20 protein-coding genes are annotated in these 26,996 nt (G+C 65.6%); 14 read left to right on the forward strand and 6 right to left on the reverse strand.

Going from position 1 to position 26,996, the window contains the following annotated elements:
* Positions 1-145 precede the first annotated feature (145 nt).
* Entirely contained in the window at positions 146-2,098 is a 1,953-nt protein-coding gene (locus ACR9YP_RS18570; protein WP_474220737.1) for an SGNH/GDSL hydrolase family protein, read from the reverse strand.
* A gap of 91 nt (positions 2,099-2,189) precedes the next feature.
* Positions 2,190-3,272, reverse strand: coding sequence for a lysylphosphatidylglycerol synthase transmembrane domain-containing protein (locus ACR9YP_RS18575; protein ID WP_370989920.1), 1,083 nt, complete (start codon positions 3,270-3,272; stop codon positions 2,190-2,192).
* Between the two features lie 426 nt (positions 3,273-3,698).
* Between ACR9YP_RS18575 and ACR9YP_RS18580 the strand changes: the two genes are divergently transcribed.
* From ACR9YP_RS18580 to ACR9YP_RS18590, 3 genes are all read left to right on the forward strand, one after another.
* A complete protein-coding gene (locus ACR9YP_RS18580) occupies positions 3,699-4,205 on the forward strand; it encodes a YciE/YciF ferroxidase family protein (protein ID WP_474220738.1) in 507 nt (168 codons plus the stop codon).
* 329 nt (positions 4,206-4,534) lie between these two features.
* On the forward strand, positions 4,535-5,941 hold the full coding sequence (locus tag ACR9YP_RS18585) for an MFS transporter (protein WP_474220739.1): 1,407 nt from the start codon (positions 4,535-4,537) through the stop codon (positions 5,939-5,941).
* Positions 5,942-6,044: 103 nt separating this feature from the next.
* Positions 6,045-8,444, forward strand: coding sequence for a bifunctional diguanylate cyclase/phosphodiesterase (locus tag ACR9YP_RS18590; RefSeq protein WP_474220740.1), 2,400 nt, complete (start codon positions 6,045-6,047; stop codon positions 8,442-8,444).
* A gap of 4 nt (positions 8,445-8,448) precedes the next feature.
* On the opposite strand, the gene ACR9YP_RS18595 is transcribed toward ACR9YP_RS18590, so the two are convergent.
* Positions 8,449-8,883: a hypothetical protein gene (locus ACR9YP_RS18595; protein ID WP_474220741.1), complete on the reverse strand. Its 435-nt coding sequence runs from the start codon at positions 8,881-8,883 to the stop codon at positions 8,449-8,451.
* Positions 8,884-8,962: 79 nt separating this feature from the next.
* On the opposite strand from ACR9YP_RS18595, the gene ACR9YP_RS18600 reads away from it, so the two are divergent.
* Complete coding sequence (locus ACR9YP_RS18600) at positions 8,963-9,547, forward strand: hypothetical protein (RefSeq protein WP_474220743.1); 585 nt, start codon at positions 8,963-8,965, stop codon at positions 9,545-9,547.
* An 8-nt stretch (positions 9,548-9,555) separates the two neighbouring features.
* Here the strand turns inward: ACR9YP_RS18600 and ACR9YP_RS18605 are convergent, their stop codons facing one another.
* Complete coding sequence (locus tag ACR9YP_RS18605) at positions 9,556-10,899, reverse strand: aminotransferase-like domain-containing protein (RefSeq protein ID WP_474220744.1); 1,344 nt, start codon at positions 10,897-10,899, stop codon at positions 9,556-9,558.
* Between the two features lie 187 nt (positions 10,900-11,086).
* Here ACR9YP_RS18605 and ACR9YP_RS18610 point away from each other — a divergent pair, with 187 nt between their 5' ends.
* A complete protein-coding gene (locus tag ACR9YP_RS18610; RefSeq protein WP_438107027.1) occupies positions 11,087-11,323 on the forward strand; it encodes a DUF1127 domain-containing protein in 237 nt (78 codons plus the stop codon).
* 930 nt (positions 11,324-12,253) lie between these two features.
* Here ACR9YP_RS18610 and ACR9YP_RS18615 read toward each other — a convergent pair.
* Both ACR9YP_RS18615 and ACR9YP_RS18620 read right to left on the reverse strand, forming a co-directional pair.
* Positions 12,254-12,679: a universal stress protein gene (locus tag ACR9YP_RS18615; protein WP_027577099.1), complete on the reverse strand. Its 426-nt coding sequence runs from the start codon at positions 12,677-12,679 to the stop codon at positions 12,254-12,256.
* Between the two features lie 70 nt (positions 12,680-12,749).
* Complete coding sequence (locus tag ACR9YP_RS18620; protein WP_474220745.1) at positions 12,750-13,286, reverse strand: SixA phosphatase family protein; 537 nt, start codon at positions 13,284-13,286, stop codon at positions 12,750-12,752.
* A gap of 93 nt (positions 13,287-13,379) precedes the next feature.
* On the opposite strand from ACR9YP_RS18620, the gene ACR9YP_RS18625 reads away from it, so the two are divergent.
* The 9 genes from ACR9YP_RS18625 (at position 13,380) to ACR9YP_RS18665 (ending at position 26,986) form a co-directional block, all read left to right on the forward strand.
* Complete coding sequence (locus tag ACR9YP_RS18625) at positions 13,380-14,837, forward strand: NAD(P)/FAD-dependent oxidoreductase (protein WP_474220746.1); 1,458 nt, start codon at positions 13,380-13,382, stop codon at positions 14,835-14,837.
* 88 nt (positions 14,838-14,925) lie between these two features.
* Positions 14,926-15,438: a peptide-methionine (R)-S-oxide reductase MsrB gene (gene msrB, locus ACR9YP_RS18630; RefSeq protein ID WP_474220747.1), complete on the forward strand. Its 513-nt coding sequence runs from the start codon at positions 14,926-14,928 to the stop codon at positions 15,436-15,438.
* A gap of 236 nt (positions 15,439-15,674) precedes the next feature.
* Positions 15,675-17,936 (forward strand): flagellar hook-basal body complex protein, encoded by a 2,262-nt coding sequence (locus ACR9YP_RS18635; RefSeq protein ID WP_091898993.1) that lies wholly within the window; start codon positions 15,675-15,677, stop codon positions 17,934-17,936.
* A 35-nt stretch (positions 17,937-17,971) separates the two neighbouring features.
* Positions 17,972-19,855: a flagellar hook-associated protein FlgK gene (gene flgK, locus ACR9YP_RS18640; protein WP_474220748.1), complete on the forward strand. Its 1,884-nt coding sequence runs from the start codon at positions 17,972-17,974 to the stop codon at positions 19,853-19,855.
* 21 nt (positions 19,856-19,876) lie between these two features.
* A complete protein-coding gene (locus ACR9YP_RS18645) occupies positions 19,877-21,760 on the forward strand; it encodes a flagellar protein (RefSeq protein WP_474220749.1) in 1,884 nt (627 codons plus the stop codon).
* A 71-nt stretch (positions 21,761-21,831) separates the two neighbouring features.
* Positions 21,832-22,617, forward strand: coding sequence for a hypothetical protein (locus tag ACR9YP_RS18650; RefSeq protein WP_474220750.1), 786 nt, complete (start codon positions 21,832-21,834; stop codon positions 22,615-22,617).
* Positions 22,607-24,256 carry a hypothetical protein gene (locus ACR9YP_RS18655; RefSeq protein ID WP_474220751.1) on the forward strand — a complete coding sequence of 550 codons (1,650 nt, stop codon included), beginning with the start codon at positions 22,607-22,609 and terminating at the stop codon, positions 24,254-24,256. The genes ACR9YP_RS18650 and ACR9YP_RS18655 overlap by 11 nt, the downstream gene beginning before the upstream one ends.
* Position 24,257: 1 nt before the next feature.
* Positions 24,258-25,493 (forward strand): ATP-grasp domain-containing protein, encoded by a 1,236-nt coding sequence (locus ACR9YP_RS18660; RefSeq protein ID WP_370991110.1) that lies wholly within the window; start codon positions 24,258-24,260, stop codon positions 25,491-25,493.
* Complete coding sequence (locus tag ACR9YP_RS18665; protein WP_474220752.1) at positions 25,490-26,986, forward strand: pyridoxal phosphate-dependent decarboxylase family protein; 1,497 nt, start codon at positions 25,490-25,492, stop codon at positions 26,984-26,986. The genes ACR9YP_RS18660 and ACR9YP_RS18665 overlap by 4 nt, the downstream gene beginning before the upstream one ends.
* The last annotated feature ends 10 nt before the right edge of the window (positions 26,987-26,996 follow it).

Here is a 26,996-nt window from a genome sequence, read left to right on the forward strand (position 1 = left end):
GGGAACGATCGTGAGGGTGGCGAGATGCTAACTCCAAGCTCGTCATTGCGAGCGCAGCGAAGCAATCCAGAATCTTTTCGCGGAGGGCCTCTGGATTGCTTCGCTGCGCTCGCAATGACGGCGAGGAGAGAGTTGATCTTCGCTTCTACTGCCGCGCACTCGGTAGCAGCTGCGGCAGAAATCCGCGCGTCACATCCGGCGGAGCGGCGTCGAGGCCGAGCACGGCGCTTGCGGCGGGCAGTGCGGCATCCGCCATCGCGGCGTGGCCCTCGGCGCTTGGATGCACGGCGCCGCCATAGACGGCGGAGAGCACGCCCCAGGTCGCGTCGTGGATGTCCGTCGGCTGGCTCGCGGCCGGCAATCCTTGCGGATAGGTCATCGCGGCAAAATAGCTGTCGTTGGCGTCGCGGATCCAGCGGGCGCGCGGCAGGTAGGCGCGGTATTCCGAAGCGCCGCGCCCGCACAGCATCGGCTGGCTCGCCGCGGTCACGATGTCGGGATTGAAGCTCTGGCCGTTCTCGGCAAAGCAGGTGCGGTCGAATTCGGGATCGTTGCCCGAATGAGCGCAGAAGCCGTGATCGGCGAACGCCGCCTGATGCGTGTCGACGAAGGTCATGCGATCGGCTTCGGGATCGCGGCAGAGCGCGCCGCGGGTGCAGGTGGCGAGCCCTTTCAGCTGCGGCAGGAATTCGGTGTCGACGAAGGTCGAGACGCGGGCCAGGCGCTGCGGATCGGCGTTGAAGGACGGATGGATGTCGAAGCCGGCGCGGCCACCGCGGCAGGGCACGCCGCCATCGGCGAGTGCAGGGTTGGCGTAGGAGACGTAGACCACATGCGAGAGGTCGCCGCCGACCAGCGGCTTCAGCGCCTCGCGCAGCTTGACGAAATTCTGCGGCAACTCGCGCGCCAGCGCGTCACGGGAATCGTCGACGCTTGCCATCACGCCGGAGCGGCGGAACAGCGCGCGCTCGGTCGCGGTGTCGACGATGACGTCGGCGACGAGACCGGAAAAATAGACGTCGTTGGCGCCGACCGACAACAGCACGAGATCGAGCGTGCGGTCGGGCTGGCGCTTCTTCGCCGCGGTGAGCGCTTCGCGCAGCTCGGCGACCTGCGCGTTCACGCTGGTGTTGCAGACGCCGGTCTTGCCGGGCGGGCATTCGCGGGCGCGCTGCGAGCCGAGCAGGCCGTCGCCGATGCTGGCGCCGGTGCAGGCGAGCGGCAGGAAGGTCACGGCGATGTGGGTGTAACGCACCGCGAGCGCCAGCGCGGTGCGGGCCTGATAGCTGTAGAGCGAGCGGTGGCAGGGTGCGTTGAACCAGAGCGCGCTGTAGCGTTGCCAGTTGGCGAGCGTATCGGGCGCCTCGCAGGCGCGGCCACCCTTGAAGCCGTGGCGGCTCGGCCGGTAGTACTGCGCGCCGGCGGTACCGAGATAGGAGCGGAAGCAAAAACCTTCGTCCGACAGCGCCAGCGGCCGGTCCGGATTGCCTTCGCCGGAGGCGATGCTGTCTCCTAAGCCGGCGATGAAAATGTCGCGGACCTGAATCTCGGCCTGGACCCGCTGGGTCGGATCCGAGCCGGAGGAGACATCGACGGTCGCGACCGTCTGCTTGCCGTAGCGGACGCGCAAATTGACCGGCTCGGCGCAGTCGAAGGTCGAGGTTTGCGGCCCGTCGCCATCGTCGAACGACCAGGCGCAGGTGGCGCCGACCGGCACTGCGCCGGCGAGGCGCACGGTGACGGGATGGTCGATCGGGGTGAGGTAGTTCTCCTTGACGTTGTCGCGGGTGCAGGGCTGGTTGACCCGGCCCTGGAGGTCGATGCAGAGCCGGTTGACCATGTTGCGGGCCCAGCCGCGGCCCTCGCTCTGGAGCTCCAGCGACTGCTCGGCGGCCAGGATGCTGCGGTTACGCGCATTCTCGACATGGAGCAGGAAATCGCGCTCCTCGCGGAACAGGCGGAAGCGGTTGCGCACCTCCCAACTGATCTGCATGGCGCCGGCGTCCTGCGCGGCGGCGCGCTCGAGCGGCAAGGCGGACAGAATCGCGGCAAGCAGCAGGGCGCCTGCACGGAGGGTGCGAAAGGGGAGAGGGATCATGGTCCGCGTGTTCAACGGCAAAGTTGGGGCGGAAATAAGAGAGGATTGTTGCCCCGCCCGCAACCTTAGTCTGACGCTCCTGCTGACCCGCCTATCGCTTGCCGGCCTGCCGCAGCGTCCGCTCGCGCTCCATCGCGGCCACCTGCTGGGGCAGGTTGGCCTGGGCGCAGGCCTCCGCCAACCGTCGCCGCTCCTGCCACGGCGCGACCACGTTCATCCAGAGTTCGCGCGTGCCCATGATGGAGATGGCGAGGCCGAACGGGATCACGAAATAGAGAAGGCGGAACACCAGCAGCGTCGCCAGAAGCTGCTCGCGGCCGAATTCGGGCAGCGCTAACAGCATGGCGGCATCGAACACGCCAATCGAGCCGGGTGCGTGGCTGGCAAAGCCGAGCAGCGTCGCCAGGATGAACACCACGGCGAGCGACATGAAGTCGATTGGCGGATTGGCCGGCATCAGCAGGTACATCGCCGTGGCGCAGAAGCCGAGATCGACCACGCCGATCAGGATCTGCACCAGCGTCAGCGGCGTCGAGGGCAGCACCACCTTCCAACCCTTCTGGCCGAGCTCGCGCCGCTTTTCGCCCATGCAAAGCCAGACCAAATAAGAACCGATCGAGGCGAGGCCGCCGAGCGCGATCAGCCGGTTGATCGATGACGGCAGCTGATCCATCGCGGACGCCGCATCCGGATGGATGGCCATGCCGATCGAGAGCACGAAGATGTTACCGAGCCAGAAGGTCAGGCCCGACAGGAAGCAGATTTTCGCGACGTCGATCGCGTTCAGGCCGTAATCCGAATAGATCCGGAAACGGATCGCGCCGCCGGTGAAGACGGTGGCGCCGATGTTGTGGCCGATCGAATAGGACGTGAAGCTGGAGAGCGCCGCGATGCGATAGGGAACGTGCTTCTTGCCGATCGTTCGCAGTGCAAAAAAGTCGTAGAAGGTCAGGGTGCAGAACGCGAAGAAGACGCAGATCGCCGCCAGCCCGATACTTCCGCGGGGAATCTCGGTCAACGCCGTCAGGATGACCCCGGTATCGATGCCCTTGAGGGTCCGCACCAGTGTGGTGACCGCGAAGGCGATGATGCAGACGCTCGCGGCAATGCCGAGCCGTCGCCAGCCGATCCATCTATTGAAGCCGCGTCTCAGCGCGGGCAGCAGTCCGTGCATTCATCCTCCCGGCAGGGGGCAAGACCGATCCAGCCAGGTATTGGCAAGTCGGGTACGATGACGGCCAAAGGCGGGCGTCGATCGGTTGGCATGATCCAGCTCATTTAAGGCAAAAACAGCGGCTTGTGCAGCCCTTGACAACAATAGGTTCTGCGTTGGACCAGCCACTTTTGTCATATGTGGTTCACATCTGACGCGCGTTAAGCATATGAGTCGCGAAACGCGGCTCGGACGGCGCATTCATGTTTAAGAGGATGGTTTCAAATCCTGCCGCCATCCGCATTGTTCCAGCGCAAAGCGATGGGCGTTTTGGAACGTCGATACCGCGTGCTCGTTGAGCCCGATCAGCAGCCGAACATGGCGGAATAATGGGCCTTTCGTGCAGGCCGATACCGCCGTGTTCCCGAAACCGAGAGGACCGGAACGATGGGACTGTTCACAAAAGACATCAAAACCATGAACGACCTGTTCGTGCACCAGCTCCAGGACATCTATTACGCCGAGCAGCAGCTCACCAAGGCGCTGCCGAAGATGGCAAGCAAGGCTACCGATCCGCAGCTGAAACAGGGCTTTTTGATGCACCTCGATGAAACCAAGCAGCATGTCACGCGTCTCGAGGAGGTGTTCAAGATGCACGGCGTCGCCGTGAAGGCAGTCGACTGCCCGGCCATCGACGGCATCATCGAGGAAGCCGACGAGACGGCTGGTGAGGTTGCCGACAAGGCCGTGCTCGATGCTGCGTTGATCAATGCGGCCCAAGCCGCTGAGCATTACGAGATCGTCCGCTACGGCAGCCTGATCGCCTGGGCTAAGCAGCTCGGCCGCAATGAGTGCGCGGCGGTACTTGCCAAGACGCTTGAGGAAGAGAAGGCAACCGACAGGAAGCTGACCACACTCGCCGAGAGCAAGGTGAATCTGCGCGCGGCGAGCTAGCGCGAAGGTGGCGAGATAAGATGCCGCGTGGTGCTGCCGCCCCATAGACTATGTCATCGCCCGGCTTGACCGGGCGATCCAGTATTCCAGAGAAATTAGTGGATACGGAGAAGCCGCGGCGTACTGGATGCCCCGCCTGCCGCCTACGCTAAAGCTTCGGCGCGCCCGAGACCGAAACCTCGGCGAAGCCTTGGCGTAGCCGGGTCGCGGGGCATGACACTGTCTGTGGGGCAAGCACGATCGCTACACACCATCATTCGGTCATTGTCGAATCATGACGGTCTGCCACTAGCGTATATTTCGCATGGGGCTGCAATCGAGGTGGCAGCATGCGAGCAAGCACCATCAAATATCAAACCTTGGACAACGCGCGCGCCGGCTCGCACCTTGCAACCTCCCTCACGCTTGCCGCGATGAGCCTCGGCTACGGCGTGGTGCAGCTCGACGTCACCATCGTCAACACCGCGCTCGATGCCATGGGCAGGGCGCTCGGCGGCGGCGTTGCCGAGCTGCAATGGGTGGTCAGCGCCTACACCATCGCGTTTGCCGCTTTCATCCTGACGGCCGGCGCGCTGGGCGACCGGATCGGCGCCAAGCGCGTCTTCATGGCGGGGTTCGCCATCTTCACCGCGGCCTCGCTCGCCTGCGCGGCGTCGCCCAATGCGGTCGTGCTGATCGCAGCACGGCTGGTTCAGGGCCTGGCGGCGGCGATCCTGGTGCCGAATTCTCTTGCGCTGCTCAATCATGCCTATGCGGACGACCGCGAGCGTGGTCGCGCCGTCGCGGTCTGGGCCGCAGGAGCAAGCCTTGCGCTCACCGCCGGCCCCTTTGTCGGCGGCGCGCTGATCACGCGGGTCGGCTGGCGCGCGATCTTCCTGGTCAATCTGCCGATCGGGCTCGCCGGCCTGTGGCTGAGCTGGCGTTACGCCAGCGAGACCACGCGGGCGCGCTCGCGCGAGATCGATCTGCCCGGCCAGCTGGCCGCGATCGGTGCGCTGGGCGCGCTCGCCGGCGCAATCATCGAAGGCGGAGCGCTCGGCTGGGACCATCCAGCCGTGATCGCAGCCTTTGTCGGAGCCGCCGTTCTCGCCGTGCTCTTTGTCTGGCGCGAGAGTCGCGCGGCGCAGCCGATGCTGCCGCTGTCGTTGTTCGGCCACCGGCTGTTCACGCTGACCTCGCTCGTGGGGCTGCTGGTGAACATCGCGATCTACGGCCTGATCTTCGTGCTCAGCCTGTATTTCCAGCGGATCAATGGGCTGTCGGCGTGGTGGACCGGTCTTGCCTTCGTCCCGATGATGGCGGCGGTGCTGCCGGTCAATCTGTTGGCGCCGCGCCTTTCAGAGCGCATCGGCTCGTGCCCGACCATCGTCGTCGGCGCCTGCATCTCGGCCCTCGGCTGTCTCGGCCTGCTCTCGATCGAAGCCGGGACCAGCTATTGGGCGATCTGCGCGCAGACGATCGCGATCAGCGGCGGGCTCGGCCTCCTGGTGCCTCCTCTGACGTCGACGCTGCTCGGCAGCGTCGAGAAGGCGCGTTCCGGCATTGCGGCCGGCGTCCTGAACGCGACGCGGCAGACCGGCAGCGTGCTCGGCGTCGCTCTGTTCGGTTCCCTGGTGGCGTCGGACCGTGCGTTCATGACGGGGCTGCATTTGTCGCTCGTCATTTCGGCGGCCGTCTTGCTGATCGCCGCCAGCGTGATTGGCGTCGGCGCGCCGGCGCGAGGATCAACAATGTGAGCGAACGCACACATCTCCTATTCACCATTCCCCGAACAGGTTTGTAGCCAGTTACCGATCGTCCATCTCTGTCGGGTCAAGTGCCGGTTGATAGGGGCCGGCAATGTATCAAGTTCTCTTCTGTCTCACCGACGAGCACGATTGGCGACTGGTCGCGCTTGGCGGCGCGGTGTGTCTGCTCGCCAGCGCGGCGGCAATCAGCCTGTTCCAGCGCGCACGCGTGACGCACGGCCCCGGGCGTCTGGCCTGGATCGCCCTGGATGCCGCCGTCAGCGGATGCGGCATCTGGGCGACGCATTTCATCGCGATGCTCGCCTACGGGCCGGGCGGCGCCGGCGCCTACAACATCCCGGTAACGCTCCTCTCCTTGATCCTTGCGATCTCCGTGACCTTCGTGGGGCTGAGCATCGCGGTATCGTCCTCGCGCCCGGTGTGGATCGCCCTCGGCGGCGCGATCGTCGGCACTGGTGTCGCGGCGATGCATTACACTGGCATGGCGGCGCTGGAGATACCGGCACGGGTGGACTGGATCGGAAGCACGGTCGCCGCCTCGGTGCTGTTCGGAATCGTCTTTGCCGCCTTCGCACTGTTCATCGCCGCGCGGCGCGACGACCTCTCCCATGCGCTGACGGCGACCACCCTGCTGACGGTTGCCATCGTCGCGCATCATTTCACCGCGATGGGCGCGGTGCTGCTGACGCCGGACCCGACGCGCGCGATCAGCGGGCTTTCCATCCCGCCGGCCTCGCTGTCCTTCCTCACCGCCAGCGCCGCGGTCGCGATCATCGCGATTGCGCTCGTGGCCGCGCTGCTCGACCGCCGCGCCAAGGGCGCCTTGGGGCGCCAGCAGATCGTGTTGGACAGCGCGCTCGAGAACATGTCGCAGGGACTGTGCATGTTCGACGCGGACGGCAAGATCATCCTGTTCAACGAGCGCTACGCCGCGATGCTCCGTCGCACCGACATCCTGCTCACCGGCCGCCTTCTGGTCGACGTGCTCAGAGAAGAGCAGGCCAAGGGCCAGTGGCAGGGCGACGCGGATGAATTCTTCGCTCGCCTCGTCGCCGACGCGCGCGAGGGCCGCACCACGACCGACATCGTCAACCGGTTCGGCCGCTCCATCCGCGTCGTCAACCAGCCGATGCAGGGCGGCGGCTGGGTCGCGACCTTCGAGGACATCACCGAATGGCTGGAGGCGCAGGCCAAGATCTCGCACATGGCGCGCCATGACGCACTGACCAGCCTGCCGAACCGCGTGCTGTTCCACGAACAGCTCGAGCAGGGACTGCGCCGGACCAATTCGGGCGACCAGCTCGCGCTGCTTTGCCTCGATCTCGATCACTTCAAGGACATCAACGACTCGCTCGGCCACCCCATCGGCGACGCGCTGCTCAAGGAGGTCGGCCGCAGGCTGAAGACGACCGTCGGCGAACACGACACCGTTGCGCGGCTCGGCGGCGACGAGTTCGCGGTGGTCCAGATCGGACGTTCCGAGGAAACCGCTGCGAGGTCCCTTGCTGGGCGCCTCGTCGAGGTGATCTCGGCGCCTTACGAGGTCGACGACCATCAGATCGTGATCGGCGTCTCGATCGGCATCGCGCTGGCGCCGCAGGACGGCAACAATCCGGACGAACTCCTGAAGAACGCGGACCTCGCGCTCTACCGCGCCAAGGCGGACGGCCGCGGCACCTATCGCTTCTTCGAGACCGGCATGGATGCCCGCGCGCAGGCGCGGCGCCTGTTGGAAATGGATCTGCGCGCGGCGCTGCAACGTGACGAGTTCGAGGTGTATTATCAGCCGATCCGTGACGTCGCGAGCGGCCGTGTCGTCGCCTTCGAGGCGCTGTTGCGTTGGAACCACCCGCAGCGCGGGCTGATCGCACCCATCAGCTTCATCCCGCTGGCCGAGGAGACCGGACTCATCGTTCAGCTCGGCGAGTTCGTGCTGCGCTCCGCCTGCACCGACGCGGCCACCTGGCCCGACGATGTCGACGTCGCCGTCAATCTCTCGCCGGTGCAGTTCAAGAGTCCGAACCTGATCGCATCGGTGACTGAGGCGCTGGCCGCCTCGGGACTCGATGCGCGCCGCCTCGAGCTCGAGATCACCGAATCGGTGCTGCTCCAGAACAGCGAGGCGACGCTGACGACCCTGCACGAGCTGCGCGCGATGGGCGTGCGGATCTCGCTCGACGATTTCGGCACCGGCTATTCGTCGCTGAGCTATCTGCGCAGCTTCCCGTTCGACAAGATCAAGATCGACCGCTCGTTCGTGTCGGAGCTGGCGACGCGCGAGGATTCCATGGCGATCATCCGCGCCGTGACCGGCCTCGGCCGCAGCCTAGGCATCGTCACCACCGCGGAAGGCGTCGAGAACGACGCGCAGCTCGAGCTGCTCCGGCGCGAAGGCTGCACCCAGGCGCAGGGCTATCTGTTCAGCAAGCCGCGGCCTGCTTCCGATGTGGCGATGATGCTGGACGGCCCGCGGCTGCGCGTGTCGGCTTGATGGTCTAGCCGCGGCGCAGTGCGAAATGCGCGCCGCAAAATGCCATCACGGCGCCGAGACACAGCGCAGCGAGCCCGGCCAGCACGCTCGAGACGGTCGGGATCGGGCTCGGTGCCGAGGCCACCTGGCCCGCGCCCGCAAGCAGCAGCACGCCGAGCGCGATCAGGAATTGCCGCATCCGTTGCGGGATCTGCCCGGAAATCGCGCTCTGCATCATGGTCGCGGTGAAATAGCCGCCGGAAAAGCCGACGGTCGCAATCAGCCACCAGGCGATCGCCGCGCCGGCCGGGATGAACTCATGCGTGTCGGAGCGCCAGAGGCCGCCGAGGTCGAGCCCGTAGCGCGCGCCCAGCATGTGCACCGCGAGCGCGAGCAGCACGCCGGAGATCATTGCGGCGCCGAGAATCAGGCGGCGCGGAAAAAAGGTCGTCTCAGCCATGCCCCGCTTGTAGGATGGGCGAGGGCGGTCGCGCAAGCGGATCGCATACGGGATCGCGCGGACGGGATTGATTGTCGAGATGCAGGTTTCGGATGCTGATGAGGCAGTCACGAGCTATGCCTACAAGGCGTCGTTGATCGGCTCGGCGCATCGCTTCGAGCTGACGGAGCAGGGGCTTTCCTGGCACATCGCCGGGCACTCCGCGTTGTGGCGCTATGACGAGATCAGCGGGATCCGGCTCTCGTTCCGCCCGGTGTCGATGCAGCAGCACCGTTTTCGCGCCGACGTCAGCCACGCCAGCGGTGGGCGCATCGCGATCCTGTCGACGAGCTGGCAGACCGCGGCGCTGATGGCGCCGCAGGACAGCGGCTTTCGCGCTTTTCTCGTCGCGCTGCATGCACGGATGGCGAAAGCGGGGAGCCGGGCGACGCTGAGCGCGGGCCTCGGCCGCAAGACCTATGCGGCGGTGTTGGCCTTCCTGGCGGTGCTGACGGTGGCGATGGCGGGTCTGTTGATCCGCGCGCTGATGATCGACGAGTTCGCCGGCGCGCTGTTCATCCTCGGCTTTGCCGCACTGTTCGCCTGGCAGGTCGGCGGCTTCGTGTGGCGCAACCAGCCACGGAGCTACAGCTTCGATCAGTTGCCCCGATCCTTGCTGCCATAGACCGATCGTTACTCCGTCGAGTCGAAATCCTCTTCCTTGGTGCCGAGCAGCGACACGATGGTGCGCAGGCCGGAATCGAGCTGCTCGGGCGAGGGCGGGGCAAGCGCGAGCCGCACCGCATTCGGTGCATGGCCATGGGCGATCGCGAAGGTCGAGGACGGCGTCAGCGCGATGCCGCGCCGGGCCGCCGCCGCGACGAAAGTCTGCGAACGCCAATGCGGCGGCAACGTCAGCCAGAGATGATAGGAGCGCGGGTCGGCGGCGAGCTGGTAGCCGGCCAGCAGCCTTGCCGCGGTCTGCTGGCGGCGCGCGGCGTCGATGCGTTTCAGCCTTGTCAGCTCGGCGACGGTGCCGTCGGCCATCAGCCGCTGCCCGGATGCGAGCGCGTGGCCGGAGGCGATCCAGCCGCCGGTGCGGACCGCGCTCATCATGCTTTCGCGTAAGTGAGGCGGTGCGACGAGGATGCCGAGCGCGAGGCCCGGCGCGACCTTCTTGGACAGGCTGTCGATCACGATGCAGCGGTCCGAACCGAGTGCGGCGAGCGGCGTGTCGTCGGCGAGGAAGCCGTAGACGGTGTCCTCGATGATGGTGAGATCGAGCTTTTCGGCAACCCGCATGATGTCGGCGCGCCGCGTCGCATTCATGGTGACGCCGAGCGGGTTCTGGATGATGGGCTGGAGATACAGCGCCGACAGATGCGCCTCGCGATGCGCCTTCTGGATGGCGTCGGGGCGCGCGCCGTGCTCGTCCATGGGAAGCGGGACCAGCGTCACGCCGAGCCGCGCGGCGATGCTCTTGACGTAAGGATAAGTCAGCGCCTCGACGCCGCAGCGCCCGCCGGTGGGAACGAGTGCCGCGAGCGCGGCCGCGAGTGATTGCTTGCCATTAGCGGTGAAGACGATCTGCTCGGCCTGCGGCGTAAAATCCTTGCGCGAGAGATAGGCGGCGGCAGCATTGCGCGCGCTCTTGGTGCCGGTGCTGGTCGAGACGCGCAGCGCGGATTCGAGCGCGTCGACGCGCTCGAGCCCCGCAAGGCTCTTGGCGATCATCGCCCATTGCTGCGGCAGCAGCGGGTAATTGACCTCGAAGTTGATGCGCGCGTCGGCCGGCTCGCTGATCGTCTCGACCTCGCGCCTGATGTCGCCGGAGATGAAGGTGCCGCGGCCGACCTCCCCGATCACGAGCCCGCGGCGGAGCAATTCGGTGTAAACCCGGCTCGCGGTCGAGACCGCGATACCGCGGTCATAGGCAAAATTGCGCTGCGGCGGCAGCCGGTCGCCGGGCCTTAACGTGCCGTTAGAGATATCGACGGCAATGGCATCGGCAAGCTTCACGTACTCGAACTTGGACATTATTGCACCGAGAGCAATGTTTTCCTTGCTCCGAGCAATGTACTGGAGCATTTAGGTTCCATCAAGTTCCGCGATTGAGCCGAGGAGAGCGAGAGCAATCCGACGGCAAATGAGGTGCAAGCGCTCGAAGCGTCTGCGCCAACGGCATCGGCTTCGCCGCGCGGGACGATAGGGCCGGAGAAGAACAATGACCACGATCTCGCAAACTGCCGGGCAGAGTTTACGCCCATCCTCATCGAGCGGATTTTTCAGCACGCTCGCTGGCGCCGTCTACGCGCTGTTCGACCGCCTGGAGCGCCGCTCCGCCGTCAAGACGCTGAACGAGCTCGACGACCGCGCCCTGCGCGACATCGGGATCACGCGCAGCCAGATCGAGGACGCGGTCTACGGCCAGTTCAAGGCCGAGCTGACGCGGTATTTGTGAGCCGCTTCTATCGCTACGCCCGGCAAGTCCGGGCGTGGTGATGGACGTAAAGTGCTTCCCCATCGTCATTGCGAGCGTAGCGAAGCAATCCAGAATCCCTCCGCGGAAATACTCTGGATTGCTTCGTCGCAAGAGCTCCTCGCAATGACGGAGTATGGGGCGACTCCGTCGCTTCATCATTCGCATCTTCATTCCAGACGCACGATCGCATCCTCGCGGCTCATCTCGCCCGAGCTTTGCTTCGGTGCCTTGCCCTCAATGAAAGAGGGCGCAGGGAAGACCGAGCGCCGGCCGGGCACCCACGGTCCACTGTGCGAAAGATGGCAACAAGAATCTGCACAGCGGCATACAGGTGAAGCCTAGCAACCGGCCTTCCCTGCGCAGTGGTTTTACGGCTTATGTCGTGCTCTCCCCGGGGAGCGATGCACTATTGCCCCCGTCGTCTTGCGGATGGCTGATGCGCGCGTCCGGTTGGACGACACACATCACCGCAAGATTTGGCGCACAGACCCCGGGCGCCAGGACGACACGATTTTGCCGTACGCGAACCGCACCTGTCGTTGGCGTGACGCTTTCGCTCACGGTTGCCCGCCCTGCGAAGCCTTTCGCGCCGGTGTGGCCCACGTCCACCGCCGCCCGGCCCGCGTTCGTGACGATCGCGATACGCCCCTCTTCCTCGGGCCGGGTTGCGCGACACATACGTCATTTCCGAATTTCGGTAAAGCGGAATATTTTGGATGGCGCGCGTTGACCGACAGTTGGTGTGTTTTGCCCGACAGGCAACGCAAGGTCTTGTAGCCCGAGCAATAGGCGGACAGTGCTTCAACGCCGTCAATTGCGAGCGCAGCGAAGCAATCCAGAGTCTTTCCGCGGCAGCAGTCTGGATTGCTTCGTCGCAAGGGCTCCTCGCAATGACGGCGTGGTGAGAGATCAGTGCCTGACCACCAGCACCGAGCACTTCGCGTAGCGCACGACGTGTCCGGCGTTGGAGCCGAGGAAATAGGTGCGCATCGCCGGTCGGTGCGAGGTCATCACGATCAAGTCGGCTTTCATGTGCGCCGCTTCTTCCAGGATCTCGTGATAGATGCCGCCCTGGCGCACCACGCTGGAGATGCGGGAGGGCTCAATCCCGGACTCGCGCGCGACGATGGCGAGGGCCTCCTCCGAGGTCTGGCGCTGCTGCTCGTCGAAATCGGCCGGCACGTATTCGGCCAGCATCACCGGCGTCATCGGCAGCACGTTGAGCAGGCGTACCGTGCCGCTCCAGGTCTGAGACAACGTCGCCGCGGTTGCGATCGCCGGCTTGGCGAGATCGGTATCGGCGAGGTCGATGGGCACGAGGATGGACTTGAACATCTGCGCCTCCAGTCTTCCAGTCAGCACCTCCTGGGACTGAATCAACCGGTCGAGACCGCGCCCGCGCGTCTCATCCCGATCGAAGCAGCTTGGGGCTGACGAACAGCACCAGTTTGCCGCGGCGGTAGGCCACGTCACCCCAATCCTTGACGTCAAAGTCGAAGATCGCAAGCCCCGCTGTGGGCAGGTTGTGGCCGAGCGCCCTGGCTCCGGCCCGGTCGCCGCTGCCCGTCAGCATCAGCGCGACCTCGTGCATGCCGGGATTGTGGCCGATCAGCAGCAATCGCTTCGGGTTGGCCGGCGCGGTTGCAGTGCGAATGGCTTCCAGGATCTGCGCGGGATCGGCGCCATAGAGTTCCGGCAGGACCTCGACCTGCGGCGCCGCGACGCGGTCCCTCATTGCCTTCCAGGCGATGTCCCAGGTCTGTCGGGCCCGGACGGCATGCGACACCAGCACGGTATCGGGGAAGGGCGGATGGGCGGCGATCCAGTCGCCCATCTGCGCAGCATCCCTGTGGCCACGGTCGTCGAGGCGGCGATCCTGGTCACGGCCGCTCGGCGCGTCGGTCTCGGTCTTGGCGTGACGCAGCAGCATCAAACGGCGCATGGCATTCTCGAATCGTTACGCATCCAGGATAATCTACAGGCGCGGGTTGAGGACAAGGTGACAAGCGCCCGATCGGTCCTTTAAGAAAACGACATGAATGAGACCTTCCCAAGCGTGCCCCAGGACGAAGCCGGCTTTCACGAGCGGGAGCGGCTGTCGTTCGATCTCGATGCCGACATTTGCGTGATCGGGGCGGGGCTTGCCGGCCTTTCCATCGCGCTGGAGGCGGCCCGGTTCGGGGCCAGCGTCGCGGTGCTCGAGGGCCGCCATGTCGGCTGGAATGCCTCTGGCAATCAGCTTGGCACCGTGATGCCGGGCTTTGCACTGCCGCTCACCGACCTGATCGAGCGCATCGGCTCCGAGGATGCGCGCGAATTGTGGACGCTGTCGAAGGAGGGCGCCGAGTTCGTCCGCGCCAACGCCACGGAAGAGAATATGCCGGGGATCGGCCTCAGCGAGGGCGTGCTGGAAGTCTCCAATGTCGATGTCGGCGACCGGCTGATCAGCCGGTTGCAGATGCTGAACGAGGATTTCGACACCGAGGTCGAGGGCTGGCAGATCGATCGCGTCCGCGCGGTGCTTAGGACCGACCGCTATTTCCACGGCATCCATTATCCCCGCGCGTTCCAGGTCGACGGCCGCAAATATGTGCATGGCCTCGCGGCGCTGGCGCGGCGGGCAGGCGCCCGCATCTTCGAGGATACGCCGGTCGTCAGCATCGATCATTCCGGCATCCGCAAGCGTATCGTCACGCCCTCGGCGCGGCTGCGCGCGACGCATATCGTGCTCGCGGGCAACATCCATCTCGGCGCGCCCTTGCGGCGCCTGTCGGAGACGCTGCTTCCGGTCTGGCGTTATGCCGGGATCACCGCGCCGCTCGGCGAGCGTGTGCATGAGATCATCGCCTTCAAGGGGTCGGTGCTGGATTCCGACGGCATCGACCATTTCCGTATCGTCGACGGCGACCGGCTGATGTGGGCGAGCCCGGAAACCACCTGGGCGGCACGTCCGCAGCGCTTCGCCGGCGCCATCAAGCGGCGGATCCGCACGATCTTTCCCCAGTTCGGCAATGTCGAGATCACCGATACGTTCGGCGGCGCCACCGGGCAGACCGTGCACGGCATGCCGCAGATCGGCCAGCTGCGCAAAGGCCTGTGGGTGGCGAGCGGGTTCGGCCGCCAGGGCATGAACATTTCGGCCATGGCCGGACAGATGATTGCGCGCAGCATCCTCCGGGGCGACGAGCGCTGGCGCCTGTTTTCGCCGTTCGAGCTGGTCTGGGCGGGAGGCACGACCGGACGGGTCGCGGGCCAGCTGGTCGGGATCTGGGGCAGGGCGAGCTCCGCCGCCGCCGGCTCGCTCGCCCGCTACCGCGAGCGGGCGCGGGTCAAGGACAGGGAACGCGAGGCCCGCCTTGCCGAAGCCAACCGGGCGGCCGGCACCGGTCCGCGCCGTCCGCCGCCCGGTGTCCGGCCACGGCCGGCCCCGCCGCCACGAGCTGCGGCCCAGGACGCGGAACCGGCCTCGCACGAGGACATTGTCTCGCAATAGACCCGAGAAAAATTCCGCCCGGAAGTGTAACGTCGGCCGTTAGAGCCCGTATCTCAGGGCGTGGACACGCTCCCGCACGGAGAATGAGATGTTTGATCGCCGCATCCTGCTATCGACTGCCGCCGGCCTGTTCGGCCTTTCGGCCTTCCGCTGGCTGAGGGCATCCCCGGCGGAGGCTGGTGAGAAGACCGCGGAAAAGTTCGAAATCACGAAGACGGAGGCCGAATGGCGTGCCCAGCTCACGCCGCAGCAGTATGAAATCCTACGCAATCACGGCACCGAGCGGCCCGGCTCCAGCCCGCTGCTGAAGGAGCACCGCAAGGGCATCTTCGCCTGCGCCGGCTGCGACCTGCCGCTGTTTGCGTCCGAGACCAAGTTCGAGAGCGGCACCGGCTGGCCGAGCTTCTACCAGCCGATCGAGGGCAATGTCGGCAAGACCGAGGACCGTGCCTACGGCATGGTTCGCACCGAAGTGCATTGCCGCCGCTGCGGCGGCCATCTCGGCCACGTCTTCGACGACGGTCCGAAACCGACCGGCTTGCGCTACTGCATCGACGGCTTCGGGCTGGTTTTCCATCCCGCGGCGGCGTCGGCGACGTGAGGCTCTTTATTTGACGCGTCTTCTTCAGCCGAGCTGGTGACGCGTCGCTCGAAAACGTCATGACGTCCCGGCAATTGTTGCCGGCCCGGCAATTGTGCCCCGGTCATCCGACCGGGGCATGTCAATTTAAGTCGTTGATTTCCTGAAAATACCCGCATTGGCATGGCCTTTGCGACTGTCTCTCCCGATTGCGGCCACGGGTCGGCGCCGCCGAGATCGGATTTGGAGACAAAGTTATGGGTATCTTCGATGCAATGAACACCTCGGTGGGTGGCTTGCAGGCGCAGTCCTTCGCGCTTCAGAACATTTCCGGCAACATCGCGAACTCGTCCACCACCGGTTACAAGGGCATCGGCACCAGCTTCGTCGATCTCATTCCCGACTCATCCGTGCCGAGCAAGCAGGTCGCAGGCGGCGTGACGGCCAACGCGAAGGCCACCATCACGACGCAGGGCACGATCTCATCGTCCACCGTCGCCACCAACATGGCGATCACAGGCGACGGTTTCTTCTCGATCCAGAAAGCGAGCGGCGTCGTCGACAACGTGCCGGTGTTCACCGGGGTCACCTACTACACCAGGCGTGGCGACTTCCAGCTCAATGCCAACGGCAATCTGGTCAATGGCGCCGGCTATTACCTGATGGGCGTCACGGTCGACCCGAAGACGGGCAATCCGCAGGGCAACGTGGCGACCGTCCTGCAATTCCAGAACAATTTCATTCCGGCGCAGGCGACCACCTCGATCCAATACGCCGCGAACCTGCCGACGCAGCCGAACACGGTGGCGAGCACGACCGCGGCGACCGGCACGCTGCTGGCGGCTGGTGGACTAAACCCGTCCGATTTCGCCGCCAACCCGCTGCCGGTCGGCACACCGCCCGCACCCTATACCAACGCAAAGGTGTCCGGTGCGGCGGCGACCGGCAACGTCCGCTCGGCCTACACGTCGACGACGGCGACGGGCACGGTTGCGCTGCAGAACAATTCGTCCGCGGTCGCCTCGACCACCACGTCCCTCGACAACACGGTCGGCACGCATCTCGCCTCCAGCATTCTCACCGCGTTGAGCGGCCAGACGCTGACCATCAACGGCAACACGATCACCTTCAATGCCGGCACCACGGTCTCGACGGTCGGCAGCAACACCACGATCGGTCTCGGTGCGGGCACGACGGCCACGGTGGCCGACATCCTGAACGCGATCCAGACTGCCGGCGGTGCCGGCGTCACGGCGTCGCTCTCCGCCAGCGGCAACATCATGATCTCCAGCGGTACCGGCACCGACGTGGCGGTGGGCAGCGGCACGGCAGCCACCGCGCTCGGCATCAGCAGCGTGACGCGCGGCGGAAACGTGCTGTCCTCGCCCGCGATCTCGGGCGCGACGGTGCTGAGCGGCACGGCGACCGCCGGCGGCGCCCAAGTGCTCTCGTCGGGTTTTTCGGCAGGCCCGCCCGCCGACACGATCACCGTCAACGGCCAGACGCTGACCTTCGTCGCCTCGGGTGCCTCGGGCCCGAACCAGATCAACATCACAGACAACATCACGACGCTGCTCGGCAAGATCGACGCGCTCTCCGGCGGATCGGGGTCGTCGGTGAGCAGCGGTGGCGTGATCACGCTGAACACCGGCACCGTCTCCAACCTCACGGTGTCGAGTTCGAACAGCGCTGCCTTCGCCGCGCTCGGCTTCACCTCGACCATCACCAAGAATCGCGACGGTGGCGGCACCGCCGGTACCGGCGGTGTGATCGGCAACGATATCGCCACCTTCACCAAGGAATCGATCAGCGGCGGTGCGGTGACCGCCTACAACGCCGCGGGCACGCCGGTGAACCTGCAATTGCGCTGGGCCAAGACCGACAGCGCCTCGCTGGGTGCGGGCCATTCCGATACCTGGAACCTGTTCTACCAGACCGACCCGAATGCGACTGGTACGACGGTCGGCTGGGTCAACACCGGCCAGGCCTTCACTTTTGCCGCCGACGGCTCGCTGACCTCGCCGAGCGGCTCGGGCATCACCATCAACAATGTCAGCGTGAGCGGTCAATCGCTCGGCTCCGTCGCCTTCAACATCTCCTCGGGCGGGCTGACGCAATATGCCAGCACGAGCGGCGCGGTGACCATCAACACCATCACCCAGAACGGCTATGCCGCCGGTCAGCTCCGCTCGGTTGCCGTCAACAACAATGGCATCGTGGTCGGCACCTTCTCCAATGGCCAGAACCTCAACCTCGCTCAGGTGCAGCTGTCGCATTTCAACGGCACCAACTATCTGAAGGCGCTCGATGGCGGCGCCTATGCCGCGACTGAACAGTCGGGAGACGCCATCGACGGCGCTTCGGGCACCATCAGCGGCTCGTCGCTGGAGGGATCCAACACCGACATCGCCGACGAATTCACCAAGCTGATCGTGACCCAGCAGGCCTATTCGGCCAACACCAAGGTGATCACGACCGCGAATTCGATGGTGCAGGACCTCTTGAACGTGTTGCGCTGATCGGCGCGTAACGTAACCAAAGGCGGGTCAGTGATATGGGTTTGAGTTCAGCCCTCGCCAGCGCGATGAGCGGTCTGCGTGCCAACCAGGCCGCGCTGTCGATCGTCTCCTCGAACGTCGCAAATTCGCAGACGCCGGGTTACGTCGTCCAGACGCCGAACCAGATCGAGGTCACCACCGGCGATTTCGGCTCGACGGCGATGACCACCGGTGTCAGCCGCGAGCTCGACAGCTACGTGCTGAACCAGCTGCGGACCGAGACCGGCGGCAGCGGTTACGCCGACCAGATGGCCAACATCCTGAAGCAGCTTCAGAATGTCTATGGTACGCCGGGCAATGACGGCACGCTCGAAAGCGCGCTCAACAAATTCACCACGGCGCTCCAGGCGTTGTCGACCAGCTCGGGCGCTTCGTCGGCCCAGACCGTTGCGCTGGGCGCGGCACAGGCACTGGCACAGCAGCTCAACGTCACCACCAAGGGCATCCAGTCGCTGCGCTCCAACGTCGAGCAGGATCTCGGCACTTCGGCACAGCAGGCCAACGCGGCGATGCAGAAGGTCGCCGATATCAACACCAAGCTCCAGGGCCTGTCGGCCAACGATCCCTCGGCGGCCACGCTGATGGACCAGCGCGACCAGGCCATCAACACGCTGTCGAAATATGTTGACGTCCGCGTCACCACCGACGGCTCGAACCAGGCCAACATCTACACCACGACAGGTATTCAGCTCGTCGGCGCCGGGCTTGCCTCGCAATTCTCTTTTGCGTCCACCGGCGCGCTCTCGGCAACTTCGCTCTATAACATCGATCCGGCCAAGTCCGGTGTCGGCGCGCTCACGATCAAGCTGCCGAATGGCTCGCAGCTCGACGTCGTCGCCAACAACGTAGTTTCTTCCGGCCAGATCGCGGCCGATCTGAAGCTGCGCGACCAGACCCTGGTGCAGGCGCAGACCCAGCTCGATCAACTCGCTGCGACGATGTCGAGCGCGCTGTCCGACAAGACCACGGCCGGCAGCACGGTCTCGGGCCCACCGGCCGGATTCGATCTCGACCTTGCCGGTGCGCAGCCGGGCAATACCGTCAACATCACCTACACGGACACGGCGACCAACACCCAGCGCCAGATCACGCTGGTCAACGTGACCGATCCGGCGGCGCTGCCGCTGCAGAACGCGACGAATGCCAACCCGATGCGGATCGGTGTCAACTTCTCCGGCGGCATGGGAGCGATCGCCTCTGCGCTCAACACCGCGCTATCGGGCACGCATCTGTCGTTCGCCGCCGCCCCGTCGCCGGCGACAGCCACGACCCTGCGGGTGACCGATGACAACACCGGTCTTGCCAAGATCAATTCGGCCTCGACCACCAAGACGATCTCGTCGCTGACGTCGGGCAATCCGCAACTGCCGCTGTTCACCGACGGCGGGCAGGCGCTCTACACCGGTGCGATCACCGCGTCGGGCTCGCAGATGACCGGCCTTGCCGGGCGCATCGCCGTGAACACGCAGCTGGTTTCCGATCCGACCCGGCTGTCGGTCTACAACACCTCGCCGGTGACGCCCGCGGGCGACACCACGCGTTCGGACTATCTCTATTCGCAGCTCACCAATGCGGTGTTCTCCTATTCGCCGCAGACCGGCCTCGGCTCGGCGAACCAGCCCTTCACCGGCAGCGTTTCGAACTACCTCCAGCAGTTCCTGAGCATCCAGGCCAACGCCGCGACCCAGGCGACCCAGCTCCAGCAGGGCCAAAGCGTGGTGGTCTCGACGCTCCAGGCGAAGTTCGACTCGACCTCCAAAGTCAATCTGGATTCGGAGATGTCGAACCTGATCCAGCTCCAGAATGCCTATGCCGCCAACGCTCACGTGATGTCGGTGGTGCAGAGCATGATGAACACGTTGCTCCAGGCTCAAGGGTAAGAAGTAACAGGGCTCTGAAAGATGTCGATCAGCAGCATCAACTACTCGTCGTCGGTTCTGGGCTCGCAGATCCGCAACATCAATCAGCAGCTCACCGACCTGTCGACGCAGCTCTCGACCGGCAAGCTGTCGCAGAACTATTCCGGCATGGGCACCAACGAGGGCTTTGCGATCGCCGGGCGCGCGCAGCTCTCCAACATCGCCGCCTATACCGACACGATCACCAACGTCAATGTCAGCATCAACCTCGCCAATACCGCGCTGCAGTCGCTGACGAAGATCCGCAACACGGTGCAGACGGGCTCGGCCAGCACCGCGCAAGACCTCAACGTCAACGGCCAGACGGTCGCGCAGAACACCGCCGCCGCCCAGTTCGGCTCGATGGTCGGCGTTCTCAACACGCAGACGGGCAGCCGCTATCTATTCTCCGGAACGGCCGTCAACACCCAGTCGGTTGCGGATGCCGGCGACATCATCAACGGCACCACGACGCAGGCGGGGTTCAAGACCGTCATGGCCGAGCGCCAGGCCGCCGACCTCGGCGCCAACGGCATGGGCCGCCTGGTGCAGACGCAGCCGACGCCGAGCTCGGTGCAGGTGTCGGAGGACGCCGCGGGATCGCCGTTCGGGCTCAAGATCAAGGCGGTCTCTTCGACGCTGACCGGTGCGACTATCACCGGCCCGAGCGGCTCGCCGGTGTCGTTCTCGGTCAATCTCAACGGCGTCAACCCGAACAATGGCGACAAGCTGAGCGTCCAGTTCACGCTGCCGGACGGCACGACCGAGCAGATCGACCTGACCGCGTCGACGGTGACGCCGACCCCGCTCGGCAGCTTCGCGATCGATGCGAGCGTCCCCGTCAACCCGAACAACACCGCCGCGAACCTCAACACGGCGCTGAACACGGCGATCACCAAGCTCGCCAACACCTCGCTGGTGGCGGCATCCGCGGTCGTCGCCGGCGACAATTTCTTCAACACGGCGAGCTCTGCGATCGGCACGCCCGTCAACAGCCAGGCTGCGCCGCCGGCGCCCGTCACCGGCGCGACGGCACTGTCCGGCGCGAGCCCCTCGGACTCGATCTCGCCGGGCTTCGTCGCCGGCGACACCATCACCATCAACGGCACCACGCTGACCTTCGTCAGCTCGGGCGCGACCGGCAACCAGATGAACGTCACCGACGGCATCCAGACCCTGCTGAGCAAGATCGACCAGATCACGGGGACGTCGAAGCCCTCGACGGTCCATGGCGGTTCGATCACGATCAACACCGACGATGCGGCGAGCCTCAACATCACGAGCTCGAATACGGGGGCGCTGAGCTCGCTCGGTTTCAGTTCGACGCCTGTGACCGCCACGCAACCGCCGCTGCGCGTCGGCTCGTCGCCGGCGAGCTCGGCAACCACGCTGGTGAACGGCTCGGCCAATACGGTGAAATGGTATTTGGGCAATGACGGGCCGGGCTCGCCGCGCTCGACGGCGATGGCGCGGGTCGACGATGCCGTCACGGTGCAGTATGGCGCCCAGGCGAATGAAGATGCGATCCGCCGGCAATTGCAGGCGATCGCAGTGTTCGGGACTTTCTCGACCTCGCCGACCGGGCAGTATTCGGGCGGGCAGGTTTCCGCGCTGAGCCTGCGCGTGACGCAGGCGCTGACCCAGCAGCCCGGGCAGCAGCGCATCGAGGACATCCAGACCGACATCGCGATGGCCCAGAACACGATGAAGGACGCGACCACGCGCCAGACCCAGGCCAAGGCGCAGCTCCAGACCATCATCGACCAGGCGGAATCGGCCTCGCCGGACCAGGTCGCGAGCGAGATCCTGGCGCTCCAGAACGCGCTCCAGGCGTCCTACCAGGTGACTTCGAACCTGGCGCAGCTCTCGCTCGTCAAGTTCTTGTAGGGTCGCGTTAAGGCGCCGTTAACCATGCCTCTTTACCTCTTGGTGAGGATTGGAGCGGGGCGGGGCTGCCGATGTCGGACAAGATGCAATTGGTGGTGGCAACGCCATGCTTCGGCGGGCAGGTGTCGAGCATCTATGCGAGCTCGATCTTCGCGCTCCAGCGCGCCGTGCACGGAATGTCCAATCTCGAGCTCAAGGTGCACTTGCGCGACGGCGACGCGCTGATCACGCGCGCGCGGGCCAATCTGGTCGCGATGTTCCTAGACGATCCCAAGGCGACGCATTTCCTGTTCATCGATGCCGACATCGGCTTCAGGCCGGAGCAGGTGTTCCGGCTGATCGAATGCGGCGCCGACGTCGTCGCCGGCTGCTATCCGATCAAGCGGGTCAACTGGGACAAGGCGAAGCGCGCGGTCGAGGCCGGCCGCGCCGATGTGCCGGCGGCCTCGCTCGACTACGTGCTGGAGATCGAGGATCCCGACCGCATCGTGGTCGTCAACGGCTTCACCCGTGTGCGCTATGCCGGCACCGGCTTCCTGATGATCCGGCGCCACGTGCTGGACGCGATGTGCCGTCACCCGAATTATGCAGCTCTGCAATTCGTCCGCGAGCATTCGCACGATATGCTGGCGGCGAGCCCGAACCGGTTCGCGCTGTTCGAATGCATGATCGATCCGGCGACCGGCACATATCTTTCCGAGGACTTCGCCTTCTGCAAGCGCTGGACCGACATCGGCGGCGAGATCTGGGCCGACATCCAGAGCTCGCTCGATCACGTCGGACCGTCGGTGTTCCACGGCGACATCGCCTCGCAATTCGCGCCCGCGCCCGCAGCGGCGGCGGCCGATGCGGCGTGAGCCTTTCGGGATGAGCGCTGGCGCATCCCGTCTGTCAGCACCGGAACGCGCATCCGAGGACGGCCCGCGCTACCGCCTGCGCGATCTCTTCACACCGCTGGACACGCTGCTCGTCTCCGGCGGAGATCCGCGGCTGGCGCTCGACGCCAGGGATCGCGTCAACGCCTATGGCTGCGCGGCCTCGCCGGAGCCGGGGATCTGGAATTTCGCCTCCTCGACCGCATCGACGATCTCGCAAGCGGCTTATGATCGCGCCGCGCTCGCGCGCGAAGAGCTGATGCACAAGTGCCTGTTCGACGAGGTCGAGATCGCCTTCGATGCGCGCTGTGAAGGCATGCGCGAGGAGTTGCGCGGCCATTTCCAGCTCTCGCCGCGCGTCGATGTGGTGTTCTCGCCGTCCGGCACGGATTCCCAGCTCCACGCCCTGTTCGTGGCGCGCGCGGTGCTCGGCGCGCCGCCGGTGACGATCGTGGTCGGCGCCGACCAGACCGGAAGCGGGACGATCCATACCGCGCGTGGACACCATTTCAGCTCCATGACGGCGAGCGGCTTTGCGGTCCGCAAGGACGGCGCGGTTGCGGGGCTGGCCGGCGCCAGTATCGCGCTGCCATTGCGCGAAGCGGGGCCTGGGATCGCGATGCGCGCGGACGCGGATGCTGCGGTGCTGCGCGCGATCGAGGCCACGATCGCGCAGGGCGCGCCGGTGCTGCTTCAGATTATGGATGCCTCGAAACTCGGCTGGCGCGCGCCGAGCGCGGCCTGCCTCGACGAGATCGCGCGGCGCTGGCCGCGCAAGGTTCAGATTGTCGTCGATGCCTGTCAGGCCCGGCTCGGCCGCCGCCGGCTGCGCTCCTATCTCGACCGCGGTTACCTCGTGCTGATCACCGGCTCGAAATTCTTCGGCGGACCGGCCTTCAGCGGCGCGCTGCTCGTCCCGAAAGGCTTTTCGCGGTCGCTCGACCGGGTCGAGGCGATCGCGCCTGGCTTTTTCGATTATGCCGGCCGTTGCGACTGGCCGATGGCCTGGACGATCCTGCGTTCGCGCTTCGAGCGCCGGCCGAATTTCGGCCAATGGTTGCGCTGGGAGGGGGCGCTGGCCGAGATCGGCAGCTACTATGCAGTGCCAGGTGCATTTCGCGCCAGGGCACTGGTCGAGCTCGCGGCCGGCATCGACAGCATGATCGCGCTGTCGCCGTCGCTTCGCTCCGTTCCAGCCGGAATCGGGAAGGTTGGTGTCGACGACGAGGAGTTCGCGCAAACTACGATCTTTCCGTTTCTGCTGCTGCGCGACGGCAAGCCGATCTCGATCGCGGAGACCGGCGCCGTTCATCAGGCGCTGGCGCGTGACATGAACGAAGAGATCGGCGGCAGCACGGCGGACCGGCAGGTCGCCGCGCAGCGCTGCCTGGTCGGCCAGCCGGTCCGGCTGGAGCGCCAGGACGAGGCCCCGCTGGCCGCATTGCGCCTCTGCGTCGGCGCACGGCTCGTGACCGAGATCTGGTCCCCGGACATGGTGCAGGCGCGACGCAATTTGCAGCACGTGCTCGATCGCGTCGCCGTCGTCCTGGTGAAGATCGAGCTGTTGCTTGATCGTGGCGCGGCGGCGCCCGTGCCGGCAAAGTCCGCGTTCGAGGTGTGAGATGCAGCAGCCGGTTTCCGTAGCCAACTTTGCCGACCGTATCGGCTTTGCGCAGTTGACGCGCCAGGCCTTCGAAGGTGTCGATTTGCAGCCGTTGCGCGACCAACTCGTCGTCCGGATCACGGAGGGGACGGCGCAGGCGGGCGAAGGCCTGGATTTGTCGCTGATCGTCCAGCTCCTTGGCGACAAGGCGGCGGGGCTTGCGATCCAATCGGAGGTGCTGACCTTCCATCAGTTGTTTCGTACGCCTAGCGCGGCTCCGAAGCCGGGCTTGCGCGTGCTCGCGCTTGCAGCCGACATCGACATGGGCGGCAACACGCCGATCGATTTCCTGCTCGAAGGCTCCGACATCGAGCTGTTGACGCTCTACGTGGTCAAGGGCGTCGGTCTGCCCGAGAACTTGCCCGAGCACGACGTCGCCATCGTGATTGCATCCGATTCCGAGGAATGCCGGGACGCGCTCGCGCTGATCGAGAAGGCCGCGCCACACTGGCCGCGGCCGCTGCTCAATCGCCCCGATCTCATCGGCAACCTCGATCGCGACAAGCTCTATCGGCTGCTGACCGGTGTGCCCGGCCTCGACATTCCCGCGACCGTCCACGCCACGCGTGCGCAATTGTCGGATCTCGCGCAGGGGCGGATCGCATGCGCGGCCATCGCGGACGAATTGCACTTTCCGATGATCGCGCGGCCGCGCGGATCGCATGCCGGTGTCGGGCTCGCGAAGCTCATTGATGCGGCGGCGCTCGTGGCCTATCTCGCCGAACGGAAAGAGCAGGACTTCTTCGTCGCGCGCTTCGTCGACTATGTCAGCCCCGACGGGCTCTACCGCAAATATCGCCTCGCCATGGTCGACGGCAAGCCTTACGCCTGCCACATGGCGATCGCCGATCGCTGGGACATCTGGTATCTCAACGCCTACATGGCGTTCAGCGAAGAGAAGCGGGCCGAGGAAGCCGTCTTCATGCTCGACTTCGACCACGCCTTTGCGGCGCGCCACAAGAGCGCGCTCGAGCAGATGAGCAGGCGCGTCGGCCTCGACTATTTCATCGTCGACTGCGCCGAGAACCAGAACGGCGAGCTCCTGGTGTTCGAAGCCGACAATACCGCCGTCGTGCACAACATGGATTCGCCGGTCGTGTTTCCGTACAAGCCGCCGCAGATGCGCAAGATATTTGCGGCGTTCACGGCGATGCTGTCGCGGCATGCGCGAGCGGGCAAGGGAAGTGCAACATGAACGAGATCATCCGCAGCACGCCAAGCTCCGTCACCCACAGCTCGCTCGATCCGCAGGACTGGAGCGAATTTCGCGCGCTGGCCCATCGCATGCTGGACGAGGCGATCGATGGCATCGCCAACGTTCGGGCGCGTCCGGTGTGGCAGCCGATCCCCGATGAGGTCCGCGCGGCATTCAAGGCCGACGTGCCGCGCGAGGCGAGCGACCTTGCCGATGTCTATCGTGAATTTGCCGAGCATGTCGCGCCCTATGCGACCGGCAACGTCCACCCGGGCTTCATGGGCTGGGTCCATGGCGGCGGCACTGCAGTCGGCATGCTCGCGGAGATGCTGGCAGCCGGCCTCAATGCCAATCTCGGCGGACGCGACCACATGCCGATCGAGGTCGAGCGCCAGATCGTGGCGTGGATGCGCCGCCTGTTCGCATTTCCGGAAGACGCGAGCGGCATCTTCGTCACGGGCACGTCGATGGCCAATCTGATGGCGGTGCTGGTGGCACGTACGAATGCACTCGGCACGCTGGCGCGCCAGCACGGCATCGGCAATGACGGCGCACTGCTTACGGCCTATACGTCGCACGCTGCACATGGCTGCATCTCGAGGGCGATGGACATTGCCGGGCTCGGCATGGACGCGCTACGCAAGATCGGTGTCGATGCCGATCATCGCATCGATGTTGCCGCGCTTCGTGCGCAGATCGCGGTCGATCGCGAGGTCGGCTTCAAGCCGTTCCTGGTGGTGGCATCGGCCGGCACGGTGGATGTCGGCGCGATCGACGATCTCAGGACAATCGCGGAGCTGTGCCGCGAGGAAGGGATCTGGTTTCACGTCGACGGCGCTTTCGGTGCGCTCGCCATCCTGTCATCCGAGCTCGCGCCGTTGCTGGGCGGCATCGAGCTTGCGGATTCCATTGCGCTCGACTTCCACAAATGGGGACAGGTGCCCTACGATGCCGGCTTCCTGCTGGTGCGCGACGGCGAGCAGCATCGGCAGGCCTTTGCGCAGCCTGCGGCCTATCTGCGCCGCGAGGCGAGGGGACTTGCGGCGGACGCGGTCTGGCCCTGCGATCTCGGCCCGGATCTGTCGCGCGGCTTCCGTGCGCTGAAGACCTGGTTCACGTTGAAGACGTTCGGCACCGATCGGCTTGGTGCGGTGATCGCGCGAAGCTGCGCGCTGGCAAAATATCTGGAGGCGCGCATTCTGGCCGAGCCACGGCTGGAATCGCTGGCGCCGGTCAATCTCAACATCGTCTGCTTCCGCTACCGCGCCGATGATGCGGTCAACCGTGAGATCGTCGCCGACATTCAGGAGTCGGGCGTCGCGGCCCCATCGAGCACGACGCTGGACGGCAAGTTCGCGATCCGCGCCGCGATCGTCAATCACCGCACCGACGAGACCGACATCGATGCGCTCGTCGCGGCCGTGCTGGAGTTCGGCGGACGCCGGAGCGGCGGCGTGATCGAGGTCGAGGCGCCCCCACTCGCGGCGCAGTGAGCCGCAGGCG

The sequence above is a fragment of the Bradyrhizobium sp. BR14999 genome (assembly GCF_056106085.1).

What these genes read in the sequence shown, in the direction of transcription:
- ACR9YP_RS18610 (WP_438107027.1), top strand. Translation starts at nt 11,087, where the DNA reads ATGACCACGATCTCGCAAACTGCCGGGCAGAGTTTACGCCCATCCTCA.
- ACR9YP_RS18645 (WP_474220749.1), top strand. Translation starts at nt 19,877, where the DNA reads ATGTCGATCAGCAGCATCAACTACTCGTCGTCGGTTCTGGGCTCGCAG.
- ACR9YP_RS18625 (WP_474220746.1), top strand. Translation starts at nt 13,380, where the DNA reads ATGAATGAGACCTTCCCAAGCGTGCCCCAGGACGAAGCCGGCTTTCAC.
- ACR9YP_RS18655 (WP_474220751.1), top strand. Translation starts at nt 22,607, where the DNA reads ATGCGGCGTGAGCCTTTCGGGATGAGCGCTGGCGCATCCCGTCTGTCA.
- flgK (WP_474220748.1), top strand. Translation starts at nt 17,972, where the DNA reads ATGGGTTTGAGTTCAGCCCTCGCCAGCGCGATGAGCGGTCTGCGTGCC.
- msrB (WP_474220747.1), top strand. Translation starts at nt 14,926, where the DNA reads ATGTTTGATCGCCGCATCCTGCTATCGACTGCCGCCGGCCTGTTCGGC.
- ACR9YP_RS18615 (WP_027577099.1), bottom strand. Translation starts at nt 12,679, where the DNA reads ATGTTCAAGTCCATCCTCGTGCCCATCGACCTCGCCGATACCGATCTC.
- ACR9YP_RS18660 (WP_370991110.1), top strand. Translation starts at nt 24,258, where the DNA reads ATGCAGCAGCCGGTTTCCGTAGCCAACTTTGCCGACCGTATCGGCTTT.
- ACR9YP_RS18575 (WP_370989920.1), bottom strand. Translation starts at nt 3,272, where the DNA reads ATGCACGGACTGCTGCCCGCGCTGAGACGCGGCTTCAATAGATGGATC.
- ACR9YP_RS18635 (WP_091898993.1), top strand. Translation starts at nt 15,675, where the DNA reads ATGGGTATCTTCGATGCAATGAACACCTCGGTGGGTGGCTTGCAGGCG.
- ACR9YP_RS18650 (WP_474220750.1), top strand. Translation starts at nt 21,832, where the DNA reads ATGTCGGACAAGATGCAATTGGTGGTGGCAACGCCATGCTTCGGCGGG.
- ACR9YP_RS18580 (WP_474220738.1), top strand. Translation starts at nt 3,699, where the DNA reads ATGGGACTGTTCACAAAAGACATCAAAACCATGAACGACCTGTTCGTG.
- ACR9YP_RS18605 (WP_474220744.1), bottom strand. Translation starts at nt 10,899, where the DNA reads ATGTCCAAGTTCGAGTACGTGAAGCTTGCCGATGCCATTGCCGTCGAT.
- ACR9YP_RS18595 (WP_474220741.1), bottom strand. Translation starts at nt 8,883, where the DNA reads ATGGCTGAGACGACCTTTTTTCCGCGCCGCCTGATTCTCGGCGCCGCA.
- ACR9YP_RS18620 (WP_474220745.1), bottom strand. Translation starts at nt 13,286, where the DNA reads ATGCGCCGTTTGATGCTGCTGCGTCACGCCAAGACCGAGACCGACGCG.
- ACR9YP_RS18590 (WP_474220740.1), top strand. Translation starts at nt 6,045, where the DNA reads ATGTATCAAGTTCTCTTCTGTCTCACCGACGAGCACGATTGGCGACTG.
- ACR9YP_RS18665 (WP_474220752.1), top strand. Translation starts at nt 25,490, where the DNA reads ATGAACGAGATCATCCGCAGCACGCCAAGCTCCGTCACCCACAGCTCG.
- ACR9YP_RS18600 (WP_474220743.1), top strand. Translation starts at nt 8,963, where the DNA reads ATGCAGGTTTCGGATGCTGATGAGGCAGTCACGAGCTATGCCTACAAG.
- ACR9YP_RS18570 (WP_474220737.1), bottom strand. Translation starts at nt 2,098, where the DNA reads ATGATCCCTCTCCCCTTTCGCACCCTCCGTGCAGGCGCCCTGCTGCTT.
- ACR9YP_RS18585 (WP_474220739.1), top strand. Translation starts at nt 4,535, where the DNA reads ATGCGAGCAAGCACCATCAAATATCAAACCTTGGACAACGCGCGCGCC.